This is a genomic window from Stenotrophomonas sp. YJH_SMC_6, from assembly GCF_059371335.1.
The window spans coordinates 126,632-149,319 of record NZ_JCAFUM010000009.1 but is presented as its reverse complement, the minus strand read 5'-3'; the positions used below and the strand labels follow the sequence as shown (position 1 = coordinate 149,319).

At 67.4% G+C, this 22,688-nt stretch carries 26 protein-coding genes and 1 other RNA gene; 8 read left to right on the top strand and 19 right to left on the bottom strand.

Annotated elements, in window-relative coordinates:
* The first annotated feature begins 63 nt into the window (after positions 1-63).
* Positions 64-882 (top strand): SDR family oxidoreductase, encoded by an 819-nt coding sequence (locus AC5P9N_RS12120; protein ID WP_005410913.1) that lies wholly within the window; start codon positions 64-66, stop codon positions 880-882.
* A 93-nt stretch (positions 883-975) separates the two neighbouring features.
* Positions 976-1,968 (top strand): YiiG family protein, encoded by a 993-nt coding sequence (locus tag AC5P9N_RS12115; protein ID WP_049450508.1) that lies wholly within the window; start codon positions 976-978, stop codon positions 1,966-1,968.
* A 55-nt stretch (positions 1,969-2,023) separates the two neighbouring features.
* On the opposite strand, the gene AC5P9N_RS12110 is transcribed toward AC5P9N_RS12115, so the two are convergent.
* Positions 2,024-2,896 (bottom strand): ion transporter, encoded by an 873-nt coding sequence (locus AC5P9N_RS12110; protein ID WP_005410911.1) that lies wholly within the window; start codon positions 2,894-2,896, stop codon positions 2,024-2,026.
* A 63-nt stretch (positions 2,897-2,959) separates the two neighbouring features.
* Between AC5P9N_RS12110 and AC5P9N_RS12105 the strand changes: the two genes are divergently transcribed.
* Entirely contained in the window at positions 2,960-4,186 is a 1,227-nt protein-coding gene (locus tag AC5P9N_RS12105; RefSeq protein ID WP_049459223.1) for an acetylornithine transaminase, read from the top strand.
* 53 nt (positions 4,187-4,239) lie between these two features.
* Here the strand turns inward: AC5P9N_RS12105 and AC5P9N_RS12100 are convergent, their stop codons facing one another.
* On the bottom strand, positions 4,240-4,842 hold the full coding sequence (locus tag AC5P9N_RS12100) for an HAD-IA family hydrolase (RefSeq protein ID WP_049459224.1): 603 nt from the start codon (positions 4,840-4,842) through the stop codon (positions 4,240-4,242).
* Between the two features lie 122 nt (positions 4,843-4,964).
* On the opposite strand from AC5P9N_RS12100, the gene azu reads away from it, so the two are divergent.
* On the top strand, positions 4,965-5,414 hold the full coding sequence (azu, locus tag AC5P9N_RS12095) for an azurin (protein ID WP_012481174.1): 450 nt from the start codon (positions 4,965-4,967) through the stop codon (positions 5,412-5,414).
* Between the two features lie 72 nt (positions 5,415-5,486).
* Here the strand turns inward: azu and hemL are convergent, their stop codons facing one another.
* Both hemL and thiE read right to left on the bottom strand, forming a co-directional pair.
* Positions 5,487-6,776, bottom strand: a complete 1,290-nt coding sequence (gene hemL, locus AC5P9N_RS12090) for a glutamate-1-semialdehyde 2,1-aminomutase (RefSeq protein ID WP_164212696.1) — start codon at positions 6,774-6,776, stop codon at positions 5,487-5,489.
* Between the two features lie 16 nt (positions 6,777-6,792).
* Positions 6,793-7,419: a thiamine phosphate synthase gene (thiE, locus tag AC5P9N_RS12085; protein WP_208180495.1), complete on the bottom strand. Its 627-nt coding sequence runs from the start codon at positions 7,417-7,419 to the stop codon at positions 6,793-6,795.
* 34 nt (positions 7,420-7,453) lie between these two features.
* On the opposite strand from thiE, the gene AC5P9N_RS12080 reads away from it, so the two are divergent.
* Positions 7,454-7,678, top strand: a complete 225-nt coding sequence (locus tag AC5P9N_RS12080) for a rubredoxin (RefSeq protein WP_005410905.1) — start codon at positions 7,454-7,456, stop codon at positions 7,676-7,678.
* Between the two features lie 78 nt (positions 7,679-7,756).
* On the opposite strand, the gene AC5P9N_RS12075 is transcribed toward AC5P9N_RS12080, so the two are convergent.
* The 8 genes from AC5P9N_RS12075 to AC5P9N_RS12040 all read right to left on the bottom strand — a co-directional run bounded on the left by AC5P9N_RS12075 (position 7,757) and on the right by AC5P9N_RS12040 (position 11,833).
* A complete protein-coding gene (locus AC5P9N_RS12075; RefSeq protein WP_024957828.1) occupies positions 7,757-8,602 on the bottom strand; it encodes a SirB1 family protein in 846 nt (281 codons plus the stop codon).
* 144 nt (positions 8,603-8,746) lie between these two features.
* The gene (locus tag AC5P9N_RS12070) at positions 8,747-9,190 is read right to left on the bottom strand and encodes a DUF192 domain-containing protein (RefSeq protein ID WP_005410903.1); all 444 of its coding nucleotides are present in this window, start codon (positions 9,188-9,190) and stop codon (positions 8,747-8,749) included.
* A 21-nt stretch (positions 9,191-9,211) separates the two neighbouring features.
* Positions 9,212-9,859, bottom strand: a complete 648-nt coding sequence (rpiA, locus tag AC5P9N_RS12065) for a ribose-5-phosphate isomerase RpiA (protein WP_005410902.1) — start codon at positions 9,857-9,859, stop codon at positions 9,212-9,214.
* Positions 9,860-9,881: 22 nt separating this feature from the next.
* Positions 9,882-10,361, bottom strand: coding sequence for an EVE domain-containing protein (locus AC5P9N_RS12060; RefSeq protein WP_005410901.1), 480 nt, complete (start codon positions 10,359-10,361; stop codon positions 9,882-9,884).
* The gene (locus AC5P9N_RS12055) at positions 10,358-10,951 is read right to left on the bottom strand and encodes a 5-formyltetrahydrofolate cyclo-ligase (RefSeq protein ID WP_076739715.1); all 594 of its coding nucleotides are present in this window, start codon (positions 10,949-10,951) and stop codon (positions 10,358-10,360) included. The genes AC5P9N_RS12060 and AC5P9N_RS12055 overlap by 4 nt, the downstream gene beginning before the upstream one ends.
* A gap of 84 nt (positions 10,952-11,035) precedes the next feature.
* Positions 11,036-11,221, bottom strand: a non-coding RNA gene (gene ssrS, locus AC5P9N_RS12050) — 6S RNA.
* 97 nt (positions 11,222-11,318) lie between these two features.
* Positions 11,319-11,615: a cell division protein ZapA gene (locus AC5P9N_RS12045; protein ID WP_164212697.1), complete on the bottom strand. Its 297-nt coding sequence runs from the start codon at positions 11,613-11,615 to the stop codon at positions 11,319-11,321.
* Positions 11,612-11,833 (bottom strand): TIGR02449 family protein, encoded by a 222-nt coding sequence (locus tag AC5P9N_RS12040; protein WP_005418996.1) that lies wholly within the window; start codon positions 11,831-11,833, stop codon positions 11,612-11,614. Before AC5P9N_RS12040 ends, AC5P9N_RS12045 begins: the two co-directional genes overlap by 4 nt.
* A gap of 153 nt (positions 11,834-11,986) precedes the next feature.
* Here AC5P9N_RS12040 and AC5P9N_RS12035 point away from each other — a divergent pair, with 153 nt between their 5' ends.
* Both AC5P9N_RS12035 and AC5P9N_RS12030 read left to right on the top strand, forming a co-directional pair.
* Entirely contained in the window at positions 11,987-12,535 is a 549-nt protein-coding gene (locus tag AC5P9N_RS12035; protein WP_005410897.1) for a YecA/YgfB family protein, read from the top strand.
* A 5-nt stretch (positions 12,536-12,540) separates the two neighbouring features.
* Positions 12,541-13,863, top strand: a complete 1,323-nt coding sequence (locus tag AC5P9N_RS12030) for an aminopeptidase P N-terminal domain-containing protein (protein WP_087944448.1) — start codon at positions 12,541-12,543, stop codon at positions 13,861-13,863.
* 544 nt (positions 13,864-14,407) lie between these two features.
* Here the strand turns inward: AC5P9N_RS12030 and pepQ are convergent.
* From pepQ to rph, 7 genes are all read right to left on the bottom strand, one after another.
* Positions 14,408-15,739 carry a Xaa-Pro dipeptidase gene (gene pepQ, locus AC5P9N_RS12025; protein ID WP_005410895.1) on the bottom strand — a complete coding sequence of 444 codons (1,332 nt, stop codon included), beginning with the start codon at positions 15,737-15,739 and terminating at the stop codon, positions 14,408-14,410.
* Positions 15,740-15,814: 75 nt separating this feature from the next.
* Positions 15,815-16,189, bottom strand: a complete 375-nt coding sequence (locus AC5P9N_RS12020) for a PilZ domain-containing protein (RefSeq protein ID WP_005410894.1) — start codon at positions 16,187-16,189, stop codon at positions 15,815-15,817.
* Entirely contained in the window at positions 16,186-18,465 is a 2,280-nt protein-coding gene (locus AC5P9N_RS12015; RefSeq protein WP_043034084.1) for a DUF1631 family protein, read from the bottom strand. The genes AC5P9N_RS12020 and AC5P9N_RS12015 overlap by 4 nt, the downstream gene beginning before the upstream one ends.
* Positions 18,466-18,667: 202 nt before the next feature.
* Positions 18,668-19,894 carry a radical SAM family heme chaperone HemW gene (gene hemW, locus AC5P9N_RS12010; RefSeq protein WP_024956759.1) on the bottom strand — a complete coding sequence of 409 codons (1,227 nt, stop codon included), beginning with the start codon at positions 19,892-19,894 and terminating at the stop codon, positions 18,668-18,670.
* A gap of 56 nt (positions 19,895-19,950) precedes the next feature.
* Positions 19,951-20,547: an RdgB/HAM1 family non-canonical purine NTP pyrophosphatase gene (rdgB, locus tag AC5P9N_RS12005; RefSeq protein ID WP_005410891.1), complete on the bottom strand. Its 597-nt coding sequence runs from the start codon at positions 20,545-20,547 to the stop codon at positions 19,951-19,953.
* Complete coding sequence (locus AC5P9N_RS12000; RefSeq protein WP_164212735.1) at positions 20,544-20,933, bottom strand: VOC family protein; 390 nt, start codon at positions 20,931-20,933, stop codon at positions 20,544-20,546. Before AC5P9N_RS12000 ends, rdgB begins: the two co-directional genes overlap by 4 nt.
* Positions 20,930-21,655 carry a ribonuclease PH gene (rph, locus tag AC5P9N_RS11995; RefSeq protein ID WP_043034086.1) on the bottom strand — a complete coding sequence of 242 codons (726 nt, stop codon included), beginning with the start codon at positions 21,653-21,655 and terminating at the stop codon, positions 20,930-20,932. Before rph ends, AC5P9N_RS12000 begins: the two co-directional genes overlap by 4 nt.
* Before the next feature lie 124 nt (positions 21,656-21,779).
* Here rph and AC5P9N_RS11990 point away from each other — a divergent pair, with 124 nt between their 5' ends.
* Positions 21,780-22,640 (top strand): YicC/YloC family endoribonuclease, encoded by an 861-nt coding sequence (locus AC5P9N_RS11990; RefSeq protein WP_005410888.1) that lies wholly within the window; start codon positions 21,780-21,782, stop codon positions 22,638-22,640.
* Positions 22,641-22,688: the final 48 nt, after the last annotated feature.

Sequence of the window (22,688 nt, the reverse complement as noted above, 5' to 3'; positions counted from 1 at the left end):
TCGGGTGAACTCCGCGTCGGCGCGGCATACTAGCGGCTCATTGCATACGCTGGAGTGTGGAACGTGGGCAGTCTGCAGGGCAAAACGCTTTTCATCACCGGAGCCTCGCGTGGGATCGGCCTGGCCATCGCACTGCGCGCTGCGCGCGACGGCGCCAACGTGGCCATTGCGGCCAAGTCGTCGGTGCCGAATCCGAAGCTGCCGGGCACCATCCATACCGCGGCTGAAGCGGTGACGGCGGCAGGCGGGCAGGGACTGGCCCTGAAGTGCGACATCCGCGAGGAAGAGCAGGTGCACGCGGCGGTTGCGGCCACCGTCGATACCTTCGGTGGCATCGACATCCTGGTCAACAACGCCAGCGCGATCTGGCTGCGCGGTACGCTGGATACGCCGATGAAACGTTTCGACCTGATGCAGCAGGTCAATGCGCGAGGCAGTTTCCTGTGCGCACAGGCCTGCCTGCCGTACCTGCTGCAGGCGCCGAATCCGCACATCCTCACCCTGGCGCCACCGCCCAGCCTGGAGCCGAAGTGGTGGGCACCGCACACCGGCTACACGCTGGCAAAGATGGGCATGAGCTTCGTTACCCTGGGCCTGGCCGCGGAATTCGGCCCGCAGGGCGTGGCGGTGAATGCGCTGTGGCCGCGCACGGTCATCGCCACCGATGCGATCAACATGATCCCGGGCGTGGATGCGGCCGGCTGCCGCACGCCGCAGATCATGGCTGATGCCGCGCATGCGGTGCTGGTGCGCGAAGCGGCGGGCTTCCATGGCCAGTTCCTCATCGACGATGACGTGCTGGCGCAGGCGGGTATCACCGATCTTTCGGGCTACGCAGTGGATCCATCGCGTCCGTTGCTGCCGGATCTGTTCCTGGATTGATCGTACGTCGCCGGAAGAGGCCGAGGGCTGCGACCTTCGGCCTGCTGCGCTAGAATGTGCGGCTGTAATCGTTTTCAACAGGGATGTGAACACATGTCACGCACTCTTTCCGTCGCGGCGCTGGCCGCTTCGCTGTCGTTGATCCTGGCCGCCTGCGGTGGCAAGGCACCCGCCGCTGCGGGCGGCGCCGCTGCATCCGGCACGCCGGACGCCAGCGCGGCGCCGTCCGACCCGCAGCAGCAGTTGACCGCCAAGCTCAACGCCTACATCGGCTGCTTCAACGCGCTTGATTCGAAGACCCACGGCAGCATCGAGTCCTATACGCGCTGGATCAAGGATGTCGCCGCCGGCCCGACCGGTCGCGAGACACAGGTGTACGGTCCGTTCGAGATCAGCGATTACGACATGAAGCAGTGCGATGCCCCCGTGACCGAGGCGATCGCTGCCAAGCCAGTGCTGGCCGAACTCGATGCTGCTGCCGGCCACTACCAGCAGGCGCTGAAGGCGCTGGTGCCGATCAGCAAGGACGCGCACGACTACTACGATCGCCAGGACTACGAAGACGACCAGTTCGCCAAGGGCAAGCAGCTGCACGCGCCCTTGATGGCCGCCTTCAAGGATTTCGTGGCTGCCAGCGAAACGTTCAATGCCGAGCTGGAGCGCCAGAACGACGCCGCCCAGCGCGAGCAGCTCAAGGCACTGGAGCAGGCCGAGGGTCGCACGCGCGAGTACTACCGCCTGGCGATGATGCTGGAAGCCAAGGCCATCATGGATCTGATGAGCGAGGATGATTTCGATCAGGCCAAGGCCCGCGAGCGTCTGGATGCGTTCAACCGCATTTCCGACGAAGCGCATGCGAAGGTGGCTGATCAGGAACCGGGAAAGCTGGACTGGAACAGCTTCGAGCGTGAGGCCGAGAACTTCCGTCGGGAAGGCAAGGCGCGGCTGCAGCGCGTCAGCGAGAAAGAGCCTTACACCGATTTCGAACGACGCATGCTTGATTCGCCGTCGATGGCGCCGCGTGGATCGGCCAGCAAGCTGATGCAGGAATACAACACGCTCGTTTTCCAGAGCAACCGCCAGTAGTGCTCCCGCTTATGGCGTGATCAGCGTGCGCCGGTGTACATCGCCGGCGCTCGCATCAATGACTGAACGCATCCGGCAGCTTGCCGCCGCACTTGCGGCAGTGCAGTGCATCCGGTTCATGGCCTTCCAGCCCACAGTCCGGGCAGCCACGCGCATCGCGGCGTGCGGCCTGCTCGGCTTCACGCATGGTGCTGGCCAGTTCGGCGGTGTAGATGCCGGTGGGCACGGCGATGATGCTGTAGCCGATCAGGATCAGCACCGAGGTGACGAAGCGGCCGAGCACGGTCTGCGGCACGATATCGCCGAAGCCGACCGTGGCCATGGTCACCACCGCCCAGTACATGCTGGCCGGGATGTTGGTGAAACCGTGTTCGGGGCCCTCGATCACGTACATCAGCGCACCGGCGATGATGGTGATGGTGATCACCGTGAACAGGAACACCAGCACCTTGCGCCGGCTGCGCCACAGCGACGTCATCAGGACGCCGCTTTCCTCGATGTAGCGGGTCAGCTTCAGGATGCGGAACACCCGCAGGATGCGCAGCGCGCGCACCACCAGCAGGCTCTGCGCGCCGGGGATGAACATCGACAGGTAGGCGGGCAGGATCGACAGCAGGTCGATGATGCCCCAGATGCTCACTGCATACCGCAGGGGGCGCTTGACCACCGCCAGCCGCAGCAGGTACTCGGCGGTGAAGATGATCGTGAATCCCCATTCCAGGATGTACAGGCCGGTGGACCATTCCGCATGCAGGTGCTGCACGCTGTCGATCATCACCACCAGGATGCTGGCGACGATCGCCACCACCAGGATCAGGTCGAAATTGCGCGAAGGGCGGGTGTCATGGCGGTAGATGATGTCGAACCACCGACGGCGCCAGCCGGTCTCGGTGGCGGGGTTGAGCTGGGGGGCGGAAAACGGTCGCATGGGCGCATTGTGCCGCAGGGGTTCCGGCGCGAGAATGGGCGTTCCTGAACCCTGCCGACTGCCATGACCGCCGCGACCGATCCGCTGATCTCCCTTTCGCACTATTACCTGCCGGTCTACAAGCCCCGCCAGGTGGTACTGGAGCGAGGCCAGGGCGCCCGCGTATGGGACAGCCAGGGCCGTGAGTTCATCGACCTGGCTGCCGGCATCGCCGTGTGCGGCCTGGGCCACAACGATCCGGACCTGGTGGCCGCGCTGGTCGAGCAGGCCGGCAAGCTCTGGCACACCAGTAACGTGTTCTACAGCGCACCGCCGCTGCACCTGGCCGAGGAACTGGTGAAGGCCAGTCGCTTCGCCGAGCGGGTGTTCCTGTGCAACTCCGGCGCCGAAGCCAACGAAGTGGCGATCAAGATGGTCCGCAAGTGGGCCTCCAGCCAGGGCCGCCCGGCCGACAAGCGCGTCATCATCACCTTCCGTGGCAGCTTCCACGGCCGCACCATGGGCGCGGTGACCGCTACCGCGCAGCCGAAGTACCAGGAAGGCTACGAGCCGCTGCCGGGGGGCTTCCGCTACATCGATTTCAACGACGAAGTGCAGCTGGAAACCGCGATGGCCGCCGGTGACGTGGCGGCGGTGATGCTGGAGCCGATCCAGGGCGAGGGCGGCGTGATGCCGGCCAAGTCCGGCTTCCTCAAGCGCGTGCGCGAACTGTGCGACCAGCACGACGCGCTGCTGGTGCTGGACGAGATCCAGGCCGGCATGGGCCGCACCGGCACGCTGTTCGCGCACTGGCAGGACGACGTGGTGCCGGACATGGTCACCCTGGCCAAGGCACTGGGTGGCGGCTTCCCGATCGGTGCGATGCTGGCCGGCCCGAAGGTGGCCGAGACCATGCAGTTTGGCGCGCACGGCACCACCTTCGGTGGCAACCCGCTGGCCGCTGCGGTGGCCCGCGTGGCGCTGCGCAAGCTGGCCTCGTCGGAGATCGCCGCCAACGTCAGCCGCCAGTCGAAGGCGCTGCGCGATGGCTTTGCGCGCATCAACGAAGAATTCGGCGTGTTCAGCGACGTGCGTGGCCGTGGCCTGATGCTGGGCGCGGTGCTGAGCAAGGATTTTGCCGGCCAGGCCGGTGCGATCCTTGACCACGCCGCCGAGCAGGGCCTGCTGACCCTGCAGGCCGGCCCGGACGTGCTGCGCTTCGTGCCGTCGCTGAACATCACCGACGAAGAAGTGGCCGAAGGCCTCAAGCGCCTGCGCGCGGCAATTGCCGCGTTCATCGCCGCGCGCTGAAGCCATAATGCTGGGGTCGGATCCCTCTCCTGCGCAGAGGGCTCTGGCCCCGATCAGCCCACCGCGTAACGCTTCAACACCTTGCCCAGCTCACGGCCATCGCGCACGGTTTCCGCGTGCAGGCCGGCGGCGCGTGCGCCGCGCACGTTGGCGAACAGGTCATCGACGAACAGCGTGCGCGCAGGTGCCACGTCCAGTGCTTCCAGCGTGCGCAGGAACACCGCGGGCGCCGGTTTGCGCAGACCGAACTCCGCGCTGCAGAACACGCGGCCCTGGAGCGCCGGGAACAGTTCCGGTAGCAGAGTCGGCAAGGCCTGCTGCATCAGTGCGCCATTGTTGGTCAGCACCGCCATCGGCAGCTGCAGGGCCTGCAGCCGCTGCAGCACGGCCGGCTGTGGATGGCTGGCGGCCTGTCGCGCCGCGATCCACGTGTGTACATCAACGGTGCGGCCCAGCTGTTTGCTCAGCTGCGCCAGATAGGCCGGGCCATCCAGCGTGCCATTGTCATGCGCCGCTTCCAGCCCGCTGTCGTACAGCGCGGCCTGCACGGTTTCCGGCGCGACATCCAGCGCCTGTGCCAGATGCAGCACGCGCTGCGCGCGCTGGTACTGCACCAGCACGCCATCCACATCCAGCAGCAACAGATCGATCCGCATCAGCCGAGCATGCCATCGCGGTGGATGCGCGGAAACCCTGGAGTGCGCGTGCGACAGACGGTCGCAGACGCGGCCACAGGGGGCTGCCTAGAATGGCGTTTGAATCCGCAGGAGATGCAACGATGAAGGCTTGGATGGTGGCAGTGGGACTGGGCGCGCTGATGCTGGCGCCGTCGGCGATGGCGCGGGTGTGTGCGGTGAGCATCGACAGCACCGACCAGATGAGCTTCAGCAGCCGCGAGATCAAGGTCGCCACCGACTGCACCGCCGTGGACCTGACCCTGCGCCACACCGGCAAGCTGGCTGTCACCGCGATGGGTCACAACTGGGTGCTGACCCGTACCGCCGATTACCAGCCGGTGGCGATGGCGGGCATGCGCATGACCCTGGCCGACAGCTACCTGCCGAAGGCCGACAAGCGCGTGCTGGCGCACACCAAGGTGATCGGCGGTGGCGAGACCACGCGCGTGCGCTTCTCCACCCAGGGCCTGCAGAAGGGCGGTGACTACACCTTCTTCTGCTCGTTCCCCGGCCACTTCGCGATGATGAAGGGCAAGTTCGTCTTCGGTTGAAAAAAAGGGGACGGAGGGGATTAAGTCGTTTGTGCACAAACGACTTAATCCCCTCCGTCCCCTTTTTTGCGATCAGCCCTTGGCAGCCCGGAACGCTACGCGTGCGGCGGCGAGGGTGGCCTCGATCACCGTGTCATCGTGGGCGCTGGACAGGAAGCCGGCCTCGTACGCCGACGGGGCCAGGAACACGCCCTGCTCCAGCATCGCGTGGAAGAAGCGGTTGAACGCCGGAATGTCACAGGCGGTGGCCTGCGCATAGGTCTCCACCTTCTCGCTGGTGAAGAACAGCCCGAACATCGCACCCACGCAGGTGGTGGTCACGGCCACACCGGATTCGGCGGCGGCCGCTTCCAGGCCGGCACACAGGCGCGCGGTGCGCTCGGCCAGGTCGGCGTGGAAGCCCGGCTGCTGGATTAGCTCCAGCATCGCCAGTCCGGCGGCCATCGCCACCGGATTGCCGCTCAGCGTGCCGGCCTGGTAGATCGGGCCGGCCGGTGCGATCTGCTGCATCAGCTCGCGGCGACCACCATAGGCACCCACCGGCATGCCACCGCCGATGATCTTGCCGAAAGTGGTCAGGTCCGGGGTGATGCCGTAATGCGCCTGCGCACCGCCAAGGGCAACACGGAAGCCGGTCATTACTTCGTCGAAGATCAGCAGCGCGCCATGCTTCGTGCACAGCGCACGCAGGTGTTGCAGGTAGCCCTCGCGCGGCGGGATGCAGTTGGCGTTGCCGACCACCGGTTCGATGATCAGGCCGGCGATGTCGTCACCCTGCTGTTCGAACAGGGCGGTGGCCGCTTCGAAGTCGTTGTAGGGCAGGGTCAGGGTCAGTTCGCTCAGGCCGGCCGGGACGCCCGGCGAGGTCGGCACGCCCAGGGTCAGCATGCCGCTGCCGGCCTTGACCAGGAACGAGTCGCCGTGGCCGTGGTAGCAGCCTTCGAACTTGACGATGCGGTTGCGGCCGGTGGCGCCACGCGCCAGGCGGATCGCCGACAGCGTGGCCTCGGTGCCGGAGTTGACCATGCGCACCATCTCGCACGATGGCACCAGGCGGGTGATGGTCTCGGCCATGGTGACTTCGGCCGCGCACGGCGCACCGAAGGACAGGCCATTGTCGATCGCCTTCTTCACCGCCTGGCGCACGGCCGGGTGGCTATGGCCGACGATCATCGGGCCCCAGGAACCGACGTAGTCGATGTAGCGGTTGCCATCGACGTCGTACAGGTAGGCGCCATCGGCGCGTTCAACGAAGAACGGCTCGCCGCCGACCGACTTGAACGCACGTACCGGCGAATTGACGCCGCCCGGCAGCAGCTGCTGGGCACGGGAGAACAGGGCGTGGGACTGGTCGTGGTTCATGGGGCTTTCCTGGGCATTACGCGAACTGGGCGAGATAGGCGCGCTGGGTCGCGACCGGGTCCGATGCGGCATAGATACCGCTGACCACGGCCACCAGATCGGCGCCGGCGTCGATGATGGGACCGACATTGTCCGGCGTCAGGCCGCCGATCGCCACCCGCGGCACGCCGAGTGCGGCGCTTTGCCGCAGCAGGTCGGTGTGGGCGCGGCTGCTGGTGACCTTGGTGGTGGTCGGGAAGAAGGCGCCGAAGGCCACATAGCTGGCGCCGGCCGCCACGGCCTTCTCTGCATTGGCCAGCTGGTCGTAGCAGGAGGCGCCGATGATGGCCTCGGCACCGAGCAGCGCGCGCGCGCTGGGGATGTCCCCGTCGGTGCCGCCCAGATGCACGCCGGCCGCGCCCACGGCCTTGGCCAGCACCGGGTCGTCGTTGACGATCAGCGGCACGCCGTGGGCGGCGCACAGGCGTTGCAGGGCCGTCGCCTGTTCCTGCCGCAGGGCATCGCTGGCGGTCTTGTGGCGGTACTGCAGCCAGGTGGCACCCGCGGCCAGCAGCGGCGCGGTACGGGCCAGCAGGCGCGCGGTATCGGGCTCGTCCGGGGTGATCAGGTAGACGCCGCGGGGCGCCGGGGAAGCAGAAGTCATCGATGGCTACCGGTGCGTGGGCTGCAATGGGACAATGGCCGCCCGTGAATCCAGCCCCGATTATCCGATGAGCGACGCCAGCCCCACCACCCTGCGAACTTGGATGTGCGTGGTCTGCGGCTTCCTGTACAGCGAAGCGGAAGGCTTGCCGGAGGAGGGTATTGAGCCCGGGACGCGTTGGGAGGACATTCCCGAGACCTGGACCTGCCCGGACTGCGGGGTGACCAAGGCCGATTTCGAGATGGTCGAGGTCGATTGACCGGCGGGCCACCCGGCCCATCCTGTGGGTGAGGACCGTTGGGGTGGGTGTGGACCGTTGGTCCACACACCGACACCCTCAATGCAGCCGCGGCATCGGCCCGCCGAGGTCGATCAGCTTCTCGCGCAGCCACTGCGCGTCGCTGGCCTCGGGATTGCGCTTCAGGTACTGCCCCAGGTCATGGCGGGCACCGGCCAGATACTCCAGTTGCAGGTACGCCAGGCCGCGGTCGCGCAGCGCGTCGTCCTGCTCGGGCGCCAGTTTCAGCAGGCGGTCGGCACTGCGTGCGGCACGATCCCATTCACCGGCTTCGGCGTAGACACCATGCAGGTTGCGCAGCATGCGCATCAGGATCGCGCGCGCCGGCGCCGGGTCGAGGATCTGCGCCAGCACCTGGTCATCGGGCATCTGTCCGCCCAGGTGTGACTTGGCGCGTTCGCGCAGTTCGTCCACGTCCAGTGGCCGGCCACCGTTGAACGGGTCCATCACCAGCACGCCGTCGTCCACCGGCAAGCGCACCAGGAAGTGGCCGGGGAAGGACACGCCATCCAACGGTATGCCGAGCCGGCGCGCGACTTCCATCTGCACCAGCGCCAACGAGATCGGATTGCCCAAGCGCCGCTCGAACACCTGGTTGAGGTAGCTGTTGCGCGGGTCGTAATACTCGTCGTGGTCGCCGCTGTAGCCCAGCTCGTCGAACAGGTGGCGGTTGATCGCCGCCATTTTCAGTGGGCTGTTGTCGATGCTCTCCACTTCCGAACGGAGGTGATCGACATGGCTCTGGATCAGCGCGTCGTAGGTGGACGGCTGCAGATCGGGGTATTCATCGCGCGCGATCAGCAGCGCGGTCGGCAACAAGGGCAGCGCCTCGTCTTCGAGGTCGGCCAGTGCATCCCAGTCGGGGAGTGTGATCCGGTCCTGCATGACCACAGACTGGCGTCATTCGCAGGCGGTTTCAAGCGGTGCCGCGTGAAAAATCCGGGGGTCAGATCCCTTTCGCGTGCGAAAGGGATCTGACCCCTGCAGGGTTGCCGGCCAGCGGCCGGCACTACCGCGGGCAGAACCCTGTTACTCGATGCCTGGGCCGAACTTCAGCTCCGTGCCGTCCTTCAGCTTGAGCTTCTCGGCCTGGCCGGCGTTGAGCTCCAGCACGTAACGTGCCGGGCCACCGCTGGGGTAGGGCGGGCACATGTCGCCGGCCGAGCACGGCGGCACATCACGCTGCTGGCTGACCAGCTTGCGCTGGCTGTCGAAGTACAGGATGTCCAGCGCGATCCTGGTGTTCTTCATCCAGTACGCCTGCATTTCCTCGCGGTCGTGGATGAACAGCATGCCGTGGTCGGCCGCCATCTGGTCGCGGAACATCAGACCGCGTGCGCGGGTTTCATCGTTGGTGGCCAGCTCGACCTGGTAGCGGGCGCCATCCAGTTCGACCCAGTGGCGGGCCGCGTCGGTGGCGCAGCCAGCCAGGGCCAGCAGCGGGAGCATCAGCAGCGAACGCAACAGCGACATCGTCAGGATCCTTCGAAAGGGTCAGAGCACGACCGGCGGCTCGCCGCCGACGATCACCACATCGGCGCGGCGGCGGGCGAACAGGCCGACGCAGACCACGCCCGGCAGCTGGTTGAGCTCGCGCTCCAGCTTTTCCGGATCGGTGATCTGCAGGTTGTGGATGTCCAGGATCTGGTTGCCGTTGTCGGTGACCACGCCTTCACGCCAGGTCGGCTGGCCGCCGGTCATGTCGCGGATCTGGCGGGCGACCAGGCTGCGCGCCATCGGGATCACTTCCACCGGCAGCGGGAACCTGCCCAGCACCGGCACCTGCTTGCTCGGGTCGATGATGCAGATGAAGCGCTCGCTGGCCTCGGCGATGATCTTCTCGCGGGTCAGCGCGGCGCCGCCGCCCTTGATCAGGCACTTGTTGGCGTCGCACTCATCGGCGCCATCGACGTACAGCGACAGGTTGCCGCTGTGGTTCAGCTCGATCACCTCGATGCCGTGCTGCTTCAGGCGCGCGGTGCTCTGCTCGGAGCTGGAAACAGCGCCCTTGATGCGGTGCTGGATGCGGGCCAGGGCATCGATGAAATAGGCCACGGTGGAACCGGTGCCGACACCGACGATCATGCCGTCTTCAACGTACTCGATGGCTTTCTCGGCGGCCAGGCGCTTGGCTTCGGACATGGGAGAACTCTCAGGCAGGGAATCAGGATTTCTTTTCCAGCGACAGCAGCAGCTTCCACTGCGCGGCGGTCACCGGGAACACCGACAGGCGGTTGCCCTTGGCAACCAGCGGGAAGCCCTCGCCGAGTTCTTCGGCGTGCAGCTTGATCTCGTCCAGCGCGATCACCTGCTTGAGCTTGCGGTCGAAGGCCACGTCCACCAGCATCCAGCGCGGGTTTTCGCGCGTGCTCTTGGGGTCGTGGTAGTCGGATTTCGGATCGAACTGGGTGTCGTCCGGGTAGGCCGTACTGGCCACCGTGGCCAGGCCGACGATGCCCGGCACCTTGGTATTGGAGTGGTAGAACAGGATGCCGTCGCCCACCTGCATGCCATCGCGCATGAAGTTGCGCGCCTGGTAGTTGCGCACCCCGTTCCAGGGTTCGACCTTGACCTTGGCCAGGTCATCGATGGAGAAGGCGTCCGGTTCGGACTTCATCAGCCAGTAGCGCTTGCGGGCGGTCATGCGTTCACGGGGGCAGCGGAGGGGAACAGGGTGCCGTCTTCGGTGCAGATCGCATCCACCGGCACGTCCCACGACGCCACCGGCAAGGACTCGACCTGCTGCACCGCGAACGCAGCACCGACCAGCCAGGGCGGCGCCGGCCGGTCGTGGCGGAAGGCGAAGCTGCGATCATACCAGCCGCCCCCCATGCCCAGCCGCCGGCACTGCGTGTCGAAACCCACCAGCGGGGCCACCACCAGCGCCATCTGTGCTGGTTCCAGTGTGTCTTCCAGCGCCACGTCCGGCTCGGGAATGCCGTAGCGGTTGCTGGTCAGCGGCTGCCCCGGCCGCCACGGCGCGAAGCGCAGCACGTCGCCGGCCAGCACCGGCAGGCAGTAGGTGAGGCCTTCGGGCAACTGCAACTGCCAGCGGTGCAGGGCGATCTCGCCATCCAGCGCCCAGTAGCCGGCCACGGCGCCTTCGCGCGGGGCGAACGGCAGGGCGAGCAGGGCATCGGCAAGCGATTCGGCGGCGGCGATGCGCTCAGTGGCGGAAAGGTCGCGGCGGCGTTGCCGCAGGTCGTGGCGCAGGGCCTGGCGCGGGTCGGTCATGGCAGCGTGCGGCGGGGGAACAGCCGCCATTGTGCCGGAAAGAACAAGGGCGACGCCCGAAGACGCCGCCCTTGCTGGAATATTGCATTCTCCGCAATGTCGATGCATGCGAAACGACCTTGAACCCGGGGGCTCAAGTGGGAACGCTGGAGAACCATCGGGCTTCCCGCTGCAAGGCGGACCTGCACTCCCGGCGCTGTCGCGCTCCCGGTGTCGTTCTTAAGGGACAAGGCGAATGTTTGCACATGCCGTCGAGTACCGCAGAGAACGCGTGACCATTATAGCCAGCACGCAGGATCTGGATAGGCCGTTCGTCGGCAACAGTCCGTGCCAATTCAGATATGAGAAGACGCGTTTTGCACGATTTTCAGGGGGTGCCGTCGATGGCGCGGTCCAGGCGCCGGCTCAGGTCGGCCAGGGTCTGCTGCAGGGCCACGGCCTGGCGGGCGTTTTCGTCGCGCAGCAGCTGCAGTTCGTGGGCCAGGTTCAGCGCGGCCAGTACGGCAACGCGATCAACCGCGGCCATGCGGTTGCTGCCGCGGATCTCGCGCATGCGCGCATCCAGCAGGCGCGCGGCGGCCATCAGGCTGTCACGTTCATCGCCGCCGACGCCCACGGTGTATTCACGATCGAGGATGCGGACACTGACCGGTTCGGCGCTCATGTGTGCTGCTCCAGGGATTTGAGCCGGCTGATCATTGCTTCCACCCGCGAACGTGCCTGCTCATTCTTGGCCAGCAGCGTCGAGCGCTCGGCCACCAGCTGCTCCTGCTGGTGGCGCAGGCTGCGGTTCTCCTCGGCCAGGCGCTGGTTGCGTTCAAGCAACGCGTCCACGCGGGCGGCGAAGTCCTGCAGCTGGGCAAGGGGATCGGCGGGTTCCATGCGGGCACGATAGGCAAGCCGGGCAAGGGCGGTCAAGCGTTGTCGCAGCAAGGCTGGACGCCTGCGGAGAGGATGCCGTCGGGTTGCTACACTACGGGGTCTTACGGGCGCGCGCGTGCGCGCCCCGGGTTTCCTTTCCGAACGAGCCGCACGATGACCGAACTTCCCTCCGTCGACGACGTTACCCGCGCCAGCCAGGCGTTGGGCCTGGGTGCCACCGCTGCCGAGCTGCACGGCGCGCTGTGCGGCTGGCTGGCTGCCGGCGGTGCCCCCGGCAACGACTGGCCGGCGCGCGTGCTGGCCGACGACAACCTGCCGCCGGTGGCTGCCGACAGCGTGCTGGGGCAGCTGCTGCAGGCCACCATCAAGCAGCTGGAAGACCGCGACTTCGCCTTCGAGCTGCTGCTGACCGACGGCGACGACGTATCAGCGCAGGCCGATGCCATGTTCAGCTGGACCCGTTCCTTCCTGGGCGGCTTCGGCCTGGGCAGCGGCGGCCGCCGCCCGACCCTGTCCGAAGAGGGCGAGGAAGCGCTGACCGACATGGCCAGCCTGGCGCGGGCCTCCAGCGAGGATTTCGAGGCCGGTGGCGATGATGACGACGAAGCCCTGTCGGAGATCGAGGAATTCATCCGCGTGGCGGTGCTCTTGCTGCACGGCGACGTGGTGCTGGCCTCGCGCCATCGTCAGCGCCTGAACTGATGGACATCAAGCAGCGCACCGGCATTGCCGCCGGCGAGTACAAGCGTCGTCGCCGCCAGCTGATGGACATGGCCGGCGAGGATGCGATCCTGGTGCTGCCGGCCGCGGCCGAGAAGGTGCGCAGCCTCGATACCCATTATCCGTTCCGGCAGGATTCGGATTTCCAGTACCTGAGCGGCTTCCCGGAGCCGGAAGCAGTGCTGGTACTGATCCCGGGCCGACGCCACGGCGAGGCCATCCTGTTCTGCCGCGAGCGCGATGCCGAACGCGAGGCCTGGGACGGCAGCCGCGCTGGCCAGGAAGGCGCGGTGGCGCAGTACGGCATGGACGATGCCTACCCGATCGATGATCTGGACGACATCCTGCCGGGCTTGCTGGAAGGCCGCTCGCGCGTCTACTACCACTTCGGCCGGGATGCCGACTTCGACCTGAAGCTGATCGGCTGGGTCAACCGCGTGCGTTCGCAGGTGCGCCACGGTGCGCAGCCGCCGCACGAGTTCCTCGAACTGGGCCACCTGCTGCACGAGCAGCGCCTGTTCAAGTCCGGTGCCGAAGTGGCGTTGATGCACCACGCCGCGCAGATCAGCGTGCGTGCGCATCTGGCCGCGATGAAGGCAGCCAGGGCCGGCATCCACGAGTACGAACTGCAGGCGGAGCTGGAACGCGTGTTCCGCGCCAATGATGCGGTGCCCGCGTACTGCAGCATCGTCGGCGCCGGCCGCAACGGCTGCATCCTGCATTACCGCGACAACAACGCGCGTTCGCGCGACGGCGAGCTGGTGCTGATCGACGCCGGTGCCGAGTACCGTGGCTACGCCAGTGACATCACCCGCACGTTCCCGGTGAATGGCCGCTTCAGCGCCGAGCAGCGTGCACTGCACGACCTGGTCGGCGATGCGCAGGCCGCTGCGTTGGCCCAGGCCAGGCCGGGCGTGCCGTACGAAGCCGGTCACCTCGCCGCAGTGCAGACCCTGACCGAGGGCCTGCTGCGGCTGGGCCTGCTGAAGGGCACGCTGGAAAAGAACCTGGCCGAAGGCCTGTACCAGCGCTTCTACCGGCACAAGACCGGGCACTGGATCGGCATGGACGTGCACGACGTGGGCGACTACCGCCTGGCCGGTGACTCGCGTCTGCTGGAGCCGGGCATGGCGTTCACCATCGAGCCGGGGTTGTACATCGGCGTGGATGACACGACGGTGGAGCCGCGCTGGCGCGGTATCGGCATCCGTACCGAGGATGACGTGCTGATCACCGATGACGGCCATCGCGTACTGACCGAAGGCCTGGCGCGCAGCGCCGACGAGATTGAAGCGGTGATGGCGGGGTAAGTGGTGTTCTGCAGGGCTTGCAGCCCTGCACCTGCTGCAATCAACGGCAACTGCCAATGCCAGAGCGGCATTCCGTGGGATGGCGGGGCGGTGTGGGTGGTCAGGACACGCCGTAAACCCATCCATGGGGGCTCGATGGCGCCATCCATGGCGCCAACGGTCCTGCCCACCCACATCGCCCCACCCCCGACAGATTCCTGTGGCTGTTGGTGGGTGCCGACCGTTGGTCGGCACATCTGTCAGATATCGAATGAATCATCCACGCATGGCGTGGAACTACGGGCAATTGCGGCTGTTGGGTAGGTGTCGACCGTGGTCGACACAGAGCGAGCGCAGCGAGCGACCCGCTTCTGCTTTTCTTTTTTCTTTTCCGTGGTTGGACGCGGCAGGAAACTGTCAAAGGTGGGGCGGGTAGGCCATGCAGGGGCGTTGGCGCCATGGATGGCGCCATCGAGCTTACAGGGACGTACTTGCAGCGTCCCCTGCATGGCCTACCCGCCCCACCAAGCGCGGCTTTTGAATTCAGCACCCAACCACGAGGGGCTCAGCCGTTCGCCGCCGCAAACGCCGGCCGCGTCAGGTTGTCCGCCTCGCCATCAGTGCACAGCACTTCGTCTTCAATGCGGATGCCACCATACGGACGGAAGAAGTCCACGCGCTCCCAGTTGATCGCATCACCATGGCCGGCGTCCTTCACTTCGTTCAACAGCATGTCGATGAAGTACAGGCCTGGCTCGATGGTCACCACCATGCCCGGTTCCAGCACGCGGGTCAGGCGCAGGTACGGGTGGCCGGCCGGGCGCTCGATGCGGCCGCCCTCGTCGCTGGCCGCGAAGCCGGCCACGTCGTGCACCTGCAGGCCGATCAGGTGGCCGATGCCGTGCGGGAAGAATGCGGCGCTGACGCCGGTCTCCAGCGCGGTCTGCGGCGAGACCCTGATCACGCCGAAGTCCTTCAGCACGCCCATCAGCGAAAGATGTGCGTCCACGTGCAGCTGCTTGTAGTCGAAGCCCGGGCGCACCGCTGCGCACATCTGCTGCTGGGCGGCGTCGACGGCCGCAATCATCGCGGCGAATTCGTCGTGGCCCTGCGCGGCGTAGGTGCGGGTGATGTCGCTGGCGTAGCCGTGCGCACTGGCGCCGGCGTCGATCAGGAAGCTGCGCAGCGGCTGCGGTGCCTTGCGGCCCAGCTCGGTGTAATGCAGCACGGCGGCGTGTTCGTTCAACGCCACGATGTTGCCGTAGGGCAGCTCGTTGGCATCCTGGCCGACGGCCTGGCAGTACGCCATGTGGATGCTGAATTCGTCGGCACCGTTGCGGAACGCGGCCTCGGCGGCGCGGTGGCCGCGCACGCCCAGCACCTGGGCCTGGCGCATCAGTGCGATTTCATACGGTGTCTTGCTGCCGCGGTGCCATTCCAGGTAGTTCACCACCGGCGCTGGATTGTTCGGCACGTAGTTGCCCAGTGCGCTCTGCGGCTCGCCCAGGATCGCGCAGCGCGACGGGTCGGCCGGCAGCAGGGCCAGCGCCTCTTCGGGCTTGCGGATGATGTGGATGTCGAAGTGCTCCACCCACCAGCCGCTGGGGGCGTCCGGCACCACGTGCCAGTAGTCGAAGGGCTGGTGGAAGATCACCGCCGGGCGCTTGCCCGGGGTGAACACGATCCAGCTGTTGGGCACGCGGGTCAGCGGCAGCCAGGCCTTGAACTGCGGGTTGACCGCATACGGGTAGTCGCGGTCGTCGAACACCTGGTAGTGCAGGGTGCCGCTGGGCACCACCAGATGGTCGAAGCCGCCGCGGGCCAGCGCCTGTTCGGCGCGTCGGCACAGCACGGCCAGGTGGTCGGAATACAGGGCGCCGGGGTCTTGCTGGATCATTGCGGTGGCTCGACACGGAAAACGGCCCTAGATTCTGCCGCATACCGCGAAAAACCGCTGTGCCGGAACCGGCACTCAGGCCGTCGAAACCGGTCCCTCGTCGCTGTCCTCGCCCACCCACTGCCGCAGCAGCTGCCGATGTTCGCGCGACAGGGTCAGGAAGCGGAAGCCGGTCCAGCTCTGCCCGGGAACGTGTGCGGGCTCGCTCCACAGCAGATGCACGCCTACGTCGATGGCCTGCTGGCGGCCATCACCCAATGGCAAGGGAAAGCGCAGCTGGTACAGCGCATCCTCGCGCAGCGGCATGCTGGCCAGCATCAGCATGCCAGTTTCGGAGACATTGCCGAGGCGCCCGACCACGCACTCGCGCATCTGGTCGGTAACCGGCACCAGGTCCGAGACCTGGCGGCGCGGCGCGCGGCGGGTGTCCTGCGGCGGTACGGCTTTCATGCGGGGGTCTCCTGTGCGCGAGCCGTGGCCAGTGCGCGCAGCGCACCGAGGCTGGCTTCCCAGGCACGGTCGACCAGCCGGCCCTTGTCTTCGGTGACCAGCTGCGCGCGCCCGGCACTGATCTGCCGTGCCAGCGCATCCAGGTCGGTATCGGTGATCTTCTGCCCGCGCGCATTGACGAACAACGCGTGGCCGGTCAGCAGGCTGTACCAGGACAGGCGCTGGCGGCGCATCGTGCCATCGCCCATGTCGATGTCGAACCAACTGCCGAACGGCAGGCTGGACAGCTGTTGGTAGGCCGCTTCTTCGGCGCTGCTGCGCGGCGTGGCAGGTGCGGCGCCACCGTTCGTGCCGGCGTGCTCGCCCAGGCGCGCACGTGCCTTGAGGCGTGCGCTGAGCTCGGTACGCGAGGTGCTTTCATCCTCGCCGCCGGGCGTGGCCAGCCTGCGCGCGACAGCGGCGGCTTCCTCGGCGTGGTAGCCGACCTGCAGCAATGCGGCCTCCACGTCCGCTGCCAGTGCGGTATCGGTGCCGCCGGGGGCGTCGATGGCCTGCGCGGTGATGGCAGCGATGCGCTCGGTCTGTTGCAGGCGCTCCTGCCATTGCGGTGAATCGTCGCCATGGCGCAGGCGGGTGAGGGTCAGTGCATCGGCCCAGGCCTGGCGCAGCAAGGTCTGCACGAAACGCGGTGGCGACCGGGTGTCGCAGCACTGGTCGATCTGTGCGGTGGCCTGGCGACGGGCCAGTTCCAATCGTTCCTTGCCGCGCGCGGCTTCCACATGGCGGCGCTCGGCCAGTTCGGCACGATGGGCCGCCGCGCGCTGGTGCTGCTGCACGTCTTCACTGGCGGCGGCAAAGACTTCCGGCGCACGCGCATCCTGCCCCAGCAGGCCCTGCACGCTCTGCGCCATGCGCTGCAGCAGCTGCGGGTCGACATCCTCATCGCCCAGCCAGTTGGCGCCGACTTCGGCGATCTGATTGAGCAGCTCACGCGCGGGGTGTTCGTCGCGCACGAAGAAGCCCGGATCGGCCATGGCGGCGCGTGCCAGGGGTACCTGCAGGCGGGCCAGCAGCGCGGCCGGCACTGGATCGGGACGCTGCTGCTGTTGCACCTGCTGCATCAGCATGCGCAGCAGGTCGAGGTTGTCCCGGTCGTGACTGCCCAGCTGGGCCTGCGCACCATGCTCGCTGCGCAGCTGCGCGACCACGGCAGCCTGCAGGTCGGCCACACCGGTTGCCGCACTGGACTGGGCCTGCAGGCGCGCGAGTACCGCGTCGACTGCCGCGCTGGGCACCGCGCCGCTGTCCGCCGGGGCAGGGCTGCCGTGCCGTGCCTGCTGCAGCAGCTCATGCAGTGCACTGCCGGTGGAGGTGGTCACGCCCGGCGTGGCGGGGCCGCCAGCGCCGCCCTCGTGGAAGGCGTCCTGTACCAGGCTGGACCAGGAGCCGGCCGGTGCCGAACCGTTCCAGCCGGTCAGGGGGGCTGCGGTGCGCTTGGCCGGCTGCGTGGTGCGGCCGCCCCCCACCGACTGGGTGATGATCCGCCGCGTGCTCGACGAGCGTGCCAGGTAGGGGGTGTAGACCAGCCCCGGCAGTACACCGGACTGGGCCAGCAGGGCATTGGCACGGTCAAGGATATCGCCCAGCCGTTCCAGCACCTGCCGTTCGAAACTGCGATACAGCGCCAGCTGTACCTCGACGCTCAGCGCGTCCTGTTCGGCAATCCGGCGCACCATCGCGCACAGTGCCTGCGGTGCCAGCGGCAGGGTGTCGGCCTCGAAGGCCGGCGCCGCCGCCAGTACGCCCAGGCGTTGGCCCAGCAGGTTCAGTGTGTTGGTTGAACGCAGGGTTTCGCGCCGCACCATCTCGGTCAGCAGCAGGTCGCGATCCACTTCGTGCTCATCAACCAGCGACAGCCCGAGCATGCCCGGCAGCGCTGGCGGCCCAGCACTGGTGCTGACACCGCTGACCGGTTCGCGCAACCGCGCGAGGGCGTCGGCCACGGCATCGAGCATGCGATCGGCGAAATGGCCGGCGAAGGCGTGCAGCTGTCCACGCTGGGCCATCAGCTCGGCCTGCTGCTGCGGATTGCGTGCGCGGTCGGCGTCGTGCAGCAGGGTCTGCTCCAACGCCTCGACGGTCAGGATCAGGGGCGCGGCCAGCGTCTGCCGGCACAGACCGATCAGCGCGCCCAGCAGCTCACGTACCCGCGGTGGCAGATCGCTGGCGGCCAGGCGGTTCTTGTCGGCAGGAGTGATGGAAAAGACAGCTGACATCGGCAGGCGGTACCCGGATTCCCGCGGATCGATCTGGTGAATCTACCGTGTCGGCCGATGTCGGCGCTACTTTAGGCTGAACGTGAATCGCATCCGCCGGGCCTGGCCCGACCGATGAACGGTAGTGCCGGCCGCTGGCCGGCAGATATGTCTTCATCGGATTGCCGGCCGGCGGCCGGCAGGACCCTCTGTCAGGCGAGGATCAATCTTCCAGGAACAGGCTCACCACATCGTTGGTGAAGCGGCGGCCCAGCTCGGTCGGCTGCACATGGCCATCGGTCACGTCCAGCCAGCCGCGCTGCACGGCCTCGGCCAGGGGAGCGTCCAGCACGCTGCGGGGCAGCCCCGTGCGCGACTCGAAATCGCGCAGGCCGAAACCTTCGTGCAGGCGCAGCAGGTTGAGCATGTATTCGAACGGCAGGCGCTCCGGCGCGATCACATCGTCGCCGCCGAACGAGGCGGGCGTGCCGGCGCTGTCCAGGTAGGCCTGCGGGTGCTTCAGCTTCCAACGCCGCAGCACATGCTCCTCGGCGCCGGAACTGATCTTGCCGTGCGCGCCGGCACCGATGCCCAGGTAGTCGCCGAAACGCCAGTAGTTCAGGTTGTGCGCGCTCTGCCGGCCGGGGCGCGCATAGGCGCTGACCTCGTACTGGCCGAAACCGGCCTGTGCCAGCAATGCCTGGCAGTGTTCCTGCATGTCCCAGGCGTTGTCTTCATCTGGAATGCCCTGCGGCGGCCGCGCGAAGAACACCGTATTCGGTTCCAGGGTCAGCTGGTAGTGGGAGATGTGTGCCGGCTGCAGCGCGAACGCGCGTTCCAGGTCGGCCTCGGCACCGGCCAGGGTCTGTTCCGGCAGCGCGTACATCAGGTCGATGTTGAAGTTGTCGTAGCCCGCGTCCTGCGCCATCTTCACCGCGCGCTCGGCTTCGCCACTGTCGTGGATGCGGCCCAGGCGCTTGAGCATCGCATCGTCGAAACTCTGGATGCCGAAGCTGAGGCGGTTCACGCCGGCCGCGCGATAGCGGTCGAAGCGGCCATGCTCGGCGGTGCCCGGGTTGGTTTCCAGGGTGATTTCGGCATTGGGTGCGAAACGCAGGCGTGCGCTGGCCTGTTGCAGGAAGCGGTCGATCGCCTCCGGCGGGAACAGGCTGGGCGTGCCGCCACCGAAGAACACGCTGTGCACCACCCGGCCCCAGACCAGCGGCAGGTCCTGGTCGAGGTCGCGCAGCAGCGCATCGATATAAGCGTCGAACGGCAGCTCGCCCTTGGCCTGGTGCGAATTGAAATCGCAGTACGGGCATTTGCGCACGCACCACGGCAGGTGCACGTACAACGACAGCGGTGGCGGCACCAGCCGCGGCGGGTTGTCGTGGTCGGCGGAGCAGGCTTCGCCGGGCAGGTGGTTGCAGTGGTCGTGGGCGTGCGGCATGGGCTTCTTCGGTAGTGCCGGCCGCTGGCCGGCTTCCCTGGGTCGATCGGGTGGCGTCAGTACAGCGTCGCCAGCTGCTGCTTGAGCTGCTGCAGGGCAATGGCGCGGTGGCTGATGGCGTTCTTCAGTGCCGGCTCCATTTCCGCGGCGGTCAGGCCGTGGGTGGTGTCCAGGAATACCGGGTTGTAGCCGAAACCATTGGTGCCGCGCAGTTCGCGGATGATCTGGCCTTCCCAGCGGCCTTCGCAGATCAGCGGCTGCGGGTCGGTGGCGTGGCGCAGCAGCACGATCACCGCATAGAAGCGGGCGCTGCGCTGGCCATCGGGAATGTCGGCCATCGCGTCCAGCAGCTTGGCATTGTTGGCCGCAGCATTGGTCGGGTGGCCGGCATAGCGTGCGCTGTACAGGCCCGGCGCACCGCCGAGGGCATCGACGATCAGGCCCGAATCATCGGCCAGCGCCGGCAGGCCGGTCGCTTCGCAGGCTGCGCGTGCCTTCAGCAGCGCGTTCTCGACGAAGGTCAGGCCGGTCTCTTCCACATCGCCCAGGCCCAGTTCGGCGGCCGAGGTGATCTGCAGCGGCAGATCGGCAAGGATCTCCTGCATCTCCACCAGCTTGCCGGCGTTGTGGCTGGCCAGTACCAGTTTCTTCATTGACGGGGCTCCAGCAGGTCCCAGGTGTTGCCATACAGATCGCGGAACACCGCAACCGTTGCATAGGGTTCTTCGCGCGGCGCTTCCAGGAACTCGACGCCGGCGGCGACCATCGCCGCGTGGTCGCGGTGGAAGTCGTCGGTGTTGAGGAAGAAGCCGACGCGGCCGCCGGTCTGGTTGCCGATGCGGCTGCGCTGTTCCTCGTCGCTGGCGCGGGCCAGCAGCAGCGCGGCGGCACTGCCGTCGGTCGGGCCGACCACCACCCAGCGCTTGTGGCCCTGGTCGATGTCCTCCAACAGTGCGAAGCCGAGCTTGCCGGTGTACCAGGCAATGGCTTCGTCATAGTCGGCCACCACCAGGGTGGTCAGGGCGATGCGGCGGTTCATGCCGACAGCGCCGCCTGCTGTGCGGCCAGCAGTTCGCCCACGCCCTTTTCGGCCAGGCCCAGCAGCGCATCCAGTTCATCGCGACGGAAGGCGTGGCCTTCGGCGGTGCCCTGCAGCTCGATGAAGCCGCCACCGTCGTTCATCACCACGTTCATGTCGGTGTCGCAGTCGCTGTCTTCGGCGTAGTCCAGGTCCAGCACCGGGGTGCCGCGGTACACGCCTACCGATACGGCGGCTACTGCGCCCAGGATCGGGTTGCGCTTGATGTCGCCACGCTTGATCAGCACGTTCACCGCATCGACCAGCGCCACGTAGGCGCCGGTGATGGCGGCGGTGCGGGTGCCACCGTCGGCCTGCAGCACGTCGCAGTCGAGGGTGATGGTGCGCTCGCCCAGCGCGTTGCGATCCACGCAGGCGCGCAGGCTGCGGCCGATCAGGCGCTGGATCTCCAGCGTGCGGCCACCCTGCTTGCCACGGGCCGCTTCACGGTCACTGCGGGTGTGGGTGGCGCGCGGCAGCATTCCGTACTCGGCGGTGACCCAGCCTTCGCCCTTGCCGCGCAGGAAGCCCGGCACGCGGTTCTCGACGCTGGCGGTGCACAGCACACGGGTTTCACCGAAGCACACCAGCACCGAACCTTCGGCGTGGCGGGTGAAGCCGCGTTGGATGACGACCGGGCGGAGCTGGTCGGGCTGGCGGCCGCTGGGGCGGGAATCGGACATGGTGCGGGTTCCGTAATGGCAAGGGAGTACGCCGCCACGCCCGCGGCCTTCACGGGGCGGGCAAGGGGGCTCTGGTGAGGGCGCTAGGGTACCATTCCCCCTTTGCACGCACCGGACACAATCCATGATTCGAAGCATGACCGCCTATGCCGGCGGCGAGCGGGTCACCCCGTGGGGCACGCTGGGCTGCGAGCTGCGCTCGGTCAACCACCGCTTCCTGGAGGTCGGCACCCGCCTGCCCGAGGAGCTGCGGGCGCTGGAACCGCAGCTGCGCGAGCGCATCGCCGCGCGCCTGAGCCGAGGCAAGCTGGATCTGGTGATGCGCCTGCGCGCGCCGGAAGCGGCGGCCAACCTTCAGGTGGACGAGGCCCTGCTGGGCCAGCTGGGCCGCCTGGCGCACCGCCTGACCTCCGATTTCCCCAACCTGCAGGTCAGCTTCACCGACCTGCTGCAGCTGCCGGGCGTGACCCGTGGCGAGGCCACCGACGCCGCCGCCCTGCAGGTCGAGGCGCTGGCGCTGCTGGACCAGGTGCTGGATGGCTTCGTCGAGGCCCGTGAGCGCGAAGGCGGCAAGTTGGCTGCGGCCATCAGCGAGCGCGTGGACGGCATCGAACGCATCGCCACCGAAGTGCGCACGCTGATTCCGGCCATTCGCGACGGCCAGCGCGCCAAGCTGGCCGCACGCCTGGCCGACCTGCCGCACCCGGTCGACCCCGGCCGCGCCGAGCAGGAACTGGTCCTGTGGCTGCAGAAGCTGGACGTGGATGAAGAGCTGGACCGCCTCGGCAGCCACATCGTCGAGATCCGCCGCGTGCTCAAGCAGCGCGAGCCGGTCGGTCGCCGCCTTGACTTCCTGCTGCAGGAGTTCAACCGCGAAGCCAATACGCTGGGCTCGAAGTCGGTGGACAGCCGTACGTCCAATGCCGCGGTGGAGCTGAAGGTGCTGATCGACCAGATCCGCGAACAGGTGCAGAACATCGAGTGATGTTGCATCCAGCGGTACAGCAGGGGCGCCTTCGGGCGCCCTTGTCGT

What these genes read in the sequence shown, in the direction of transcription:
- AC5P9N_RS12115 (WP_049450508.1), top strand. Translation starts at nt 976, where the DNA reads ATGTCACGCACTCTTTCCGTCGCGGCGCTGGCCGCTTCGCTGTCGTTG.
- AC5P9N_RS12110 (WP_005410911.1), bottom strand. Translation starts at nt 2,896, where the DNA reads ATGCGACCGTTTTCCGCCCCCCAGCTCAACCCCGCCACCGAGACCGGC.
- AC5P9N_RS12105 (WP_049459223.1), top strand. Translation starts at nt 2,960, where the DNA reads ATGACCGCCGCGACCGATCCGCTGATCTCCCTTTCGCACTATTACCTG.
- AC5P9N_RS12100 (WP_049459224.1), bottom strand. Translation starts at nt 4,842, where the DNA reads ATGCGGATCGATCTGTTGCTGCTGGATGTGGATGGCGTGCTGGTGCAG.
- azu (WP_012481174.1), top strand. Translation starts at nt 4,965, where the DNA reads ATGAAGGCTTGGATGGTGGCAGTGGGACTGGGCGCGCTGATGCTGGCG.
- hemL (WP_164212696.1), bottom strand. Translation starts at nt 6,776, where the DNA reads ATGAACCACGACCAGTCCCACGCCCTGTTCTCCCGTGCCCAGCAGCTG.
- thiE (WP_208180495.1), bottom strand. Translation starts at nt 7,419, where the DNA reads ATGACTTCTGCTTCCCCGGCGCCCCGCGGCGTCTACCTGATCACCCCG.
- AC5P9N_RS12080 (WP_005410905.1), top strand. Translation starts at nt 7,454, where the DNA reads ATGGCCGCCCGTGAATCCAGCCCCGATTATCCGATGAGCGACGCCAGC.
- AC5P9N_RS12075 (WP_024957828.1), bottom strand. Translation starts at nt 8,602, where the DNA reads ATGCAGGACCGGATCACACTCCCCGACTGGGATGCACTGGCCGACCTC.
- AC5P9N_RS12070 (WP_005410903.1), bottom strand. Translation starts at nt 9,190, where the DNA reads ATGTCGCTGTTGCGTTCGCTGCTGATGCTCCCGCTGCTGGCCCTGGCT.
- rpiA (WP_005410902.1), bottom strand. Translation starts at nt 9,859, where the DNA reads ATGTCCGAAGCCAAGCGCCTGGCCGCCGAGAAAGCCATCGAGTACGTT.
- AC5P9N_RS12060 (WP_005410901.1), bottom strand. Translation starts at nt 10,361, where the DNA reads ATGACCGCCCGCAAGCGCTACTGGCTGATGAAGTCCGAACCGGACGCC.
- AC5P9N_RS12055 (WP_076739715.1), bottom strand. Translation starts at nt 10,951, where the DNA reads ATGACCGACCCGCGCCAGGCCCTGCGCCACGACCTGCGGCAACGCCGC.
- AC5P9N_RS12045 (WP_164212697.1), bottom strand. Translation starts at nt 11,615, where the DNA reads ATGAGCGCCGAACCGGTCAGTGTCCGCATCCTCGATCGTGAATACACC.
- AC5P9N_RS12040 (WP_005418996.1), bottom strand. Translation starts at nt 11,833, where the DNA reads ATGGAACCCGCCGATCCCCTTGCCCAGCTGCAGGACTTCGCCGCCCGC.
- AC5P9N_RS12035 (WP_005410897.1), top strand. Translation starts at nt 11,987, where the DNA reads ATGACCGAACTTCCCTCCGTCGACGACGTTACCCGCGCCAGCCAGGCG.
- pepQ (WP_005410895.1), bottom strand. Translation starts at nt 15,739, where the DNA reads ATGATCCAGCAAGACCCCGGCGCCCTGTATTCCGACCACCTGGCCGTG.
- AC5P9N_RS12020 (WP_005410894.1), bottom strand. Translation starts at nt 16,189, where the DNA reads ATGAAAGCCGTACCGCCGCAGGACACCCGCCGCGCGCCGCGCCGCCAG.
- AC5P9N_RS12015 (WP_043034084.1), bottom strand. Translation starts at nt 18,465, where the DNA reads ATGTCAGCTGTCTTTTCCATCACTCCTGCCGACAAGAACCGCCTGGCC.
- hemW (WP_024956759.1), bottom strand. Translation starts at nt 19,894, where the DNA reads ATGCCGCACGCCCACGACCACTGCAACCACCTGCCCGGCGAAGCCTGC.
- rdgB (WP_005410891.1), bottom strand. Translation starts at nt 20,547, where the DNA reads ATGAAGAAACTGGTACTGGCCAGCCACAACGCCGGCAAGCTGGTGGAG.
- AC5P9N_RS12000 (WP_164212735.1), bottom strand. Translation starts at nt 20,933, where the DNA reads ATGAACCGCCGCATCGCCCTGACCACCCTGGTGGTGGCCGACTATGAC.
- rph (WP_043034086.1), bottom strand. Translation starts at nt 21,655, where the DNA reads ATGTCCGATTCCCGCCCCAGCGGCCGCCAGCCCGACCAGCTCCGCCCG.
- AC5P9N_RS11990 (WP_005410888.1), top strand. Translation starts at nt 21,780, where the DNA reads ATGATTCGAAGCATGACCGCCTATGCCGGCGGCGAGCGGGTCACCCCG.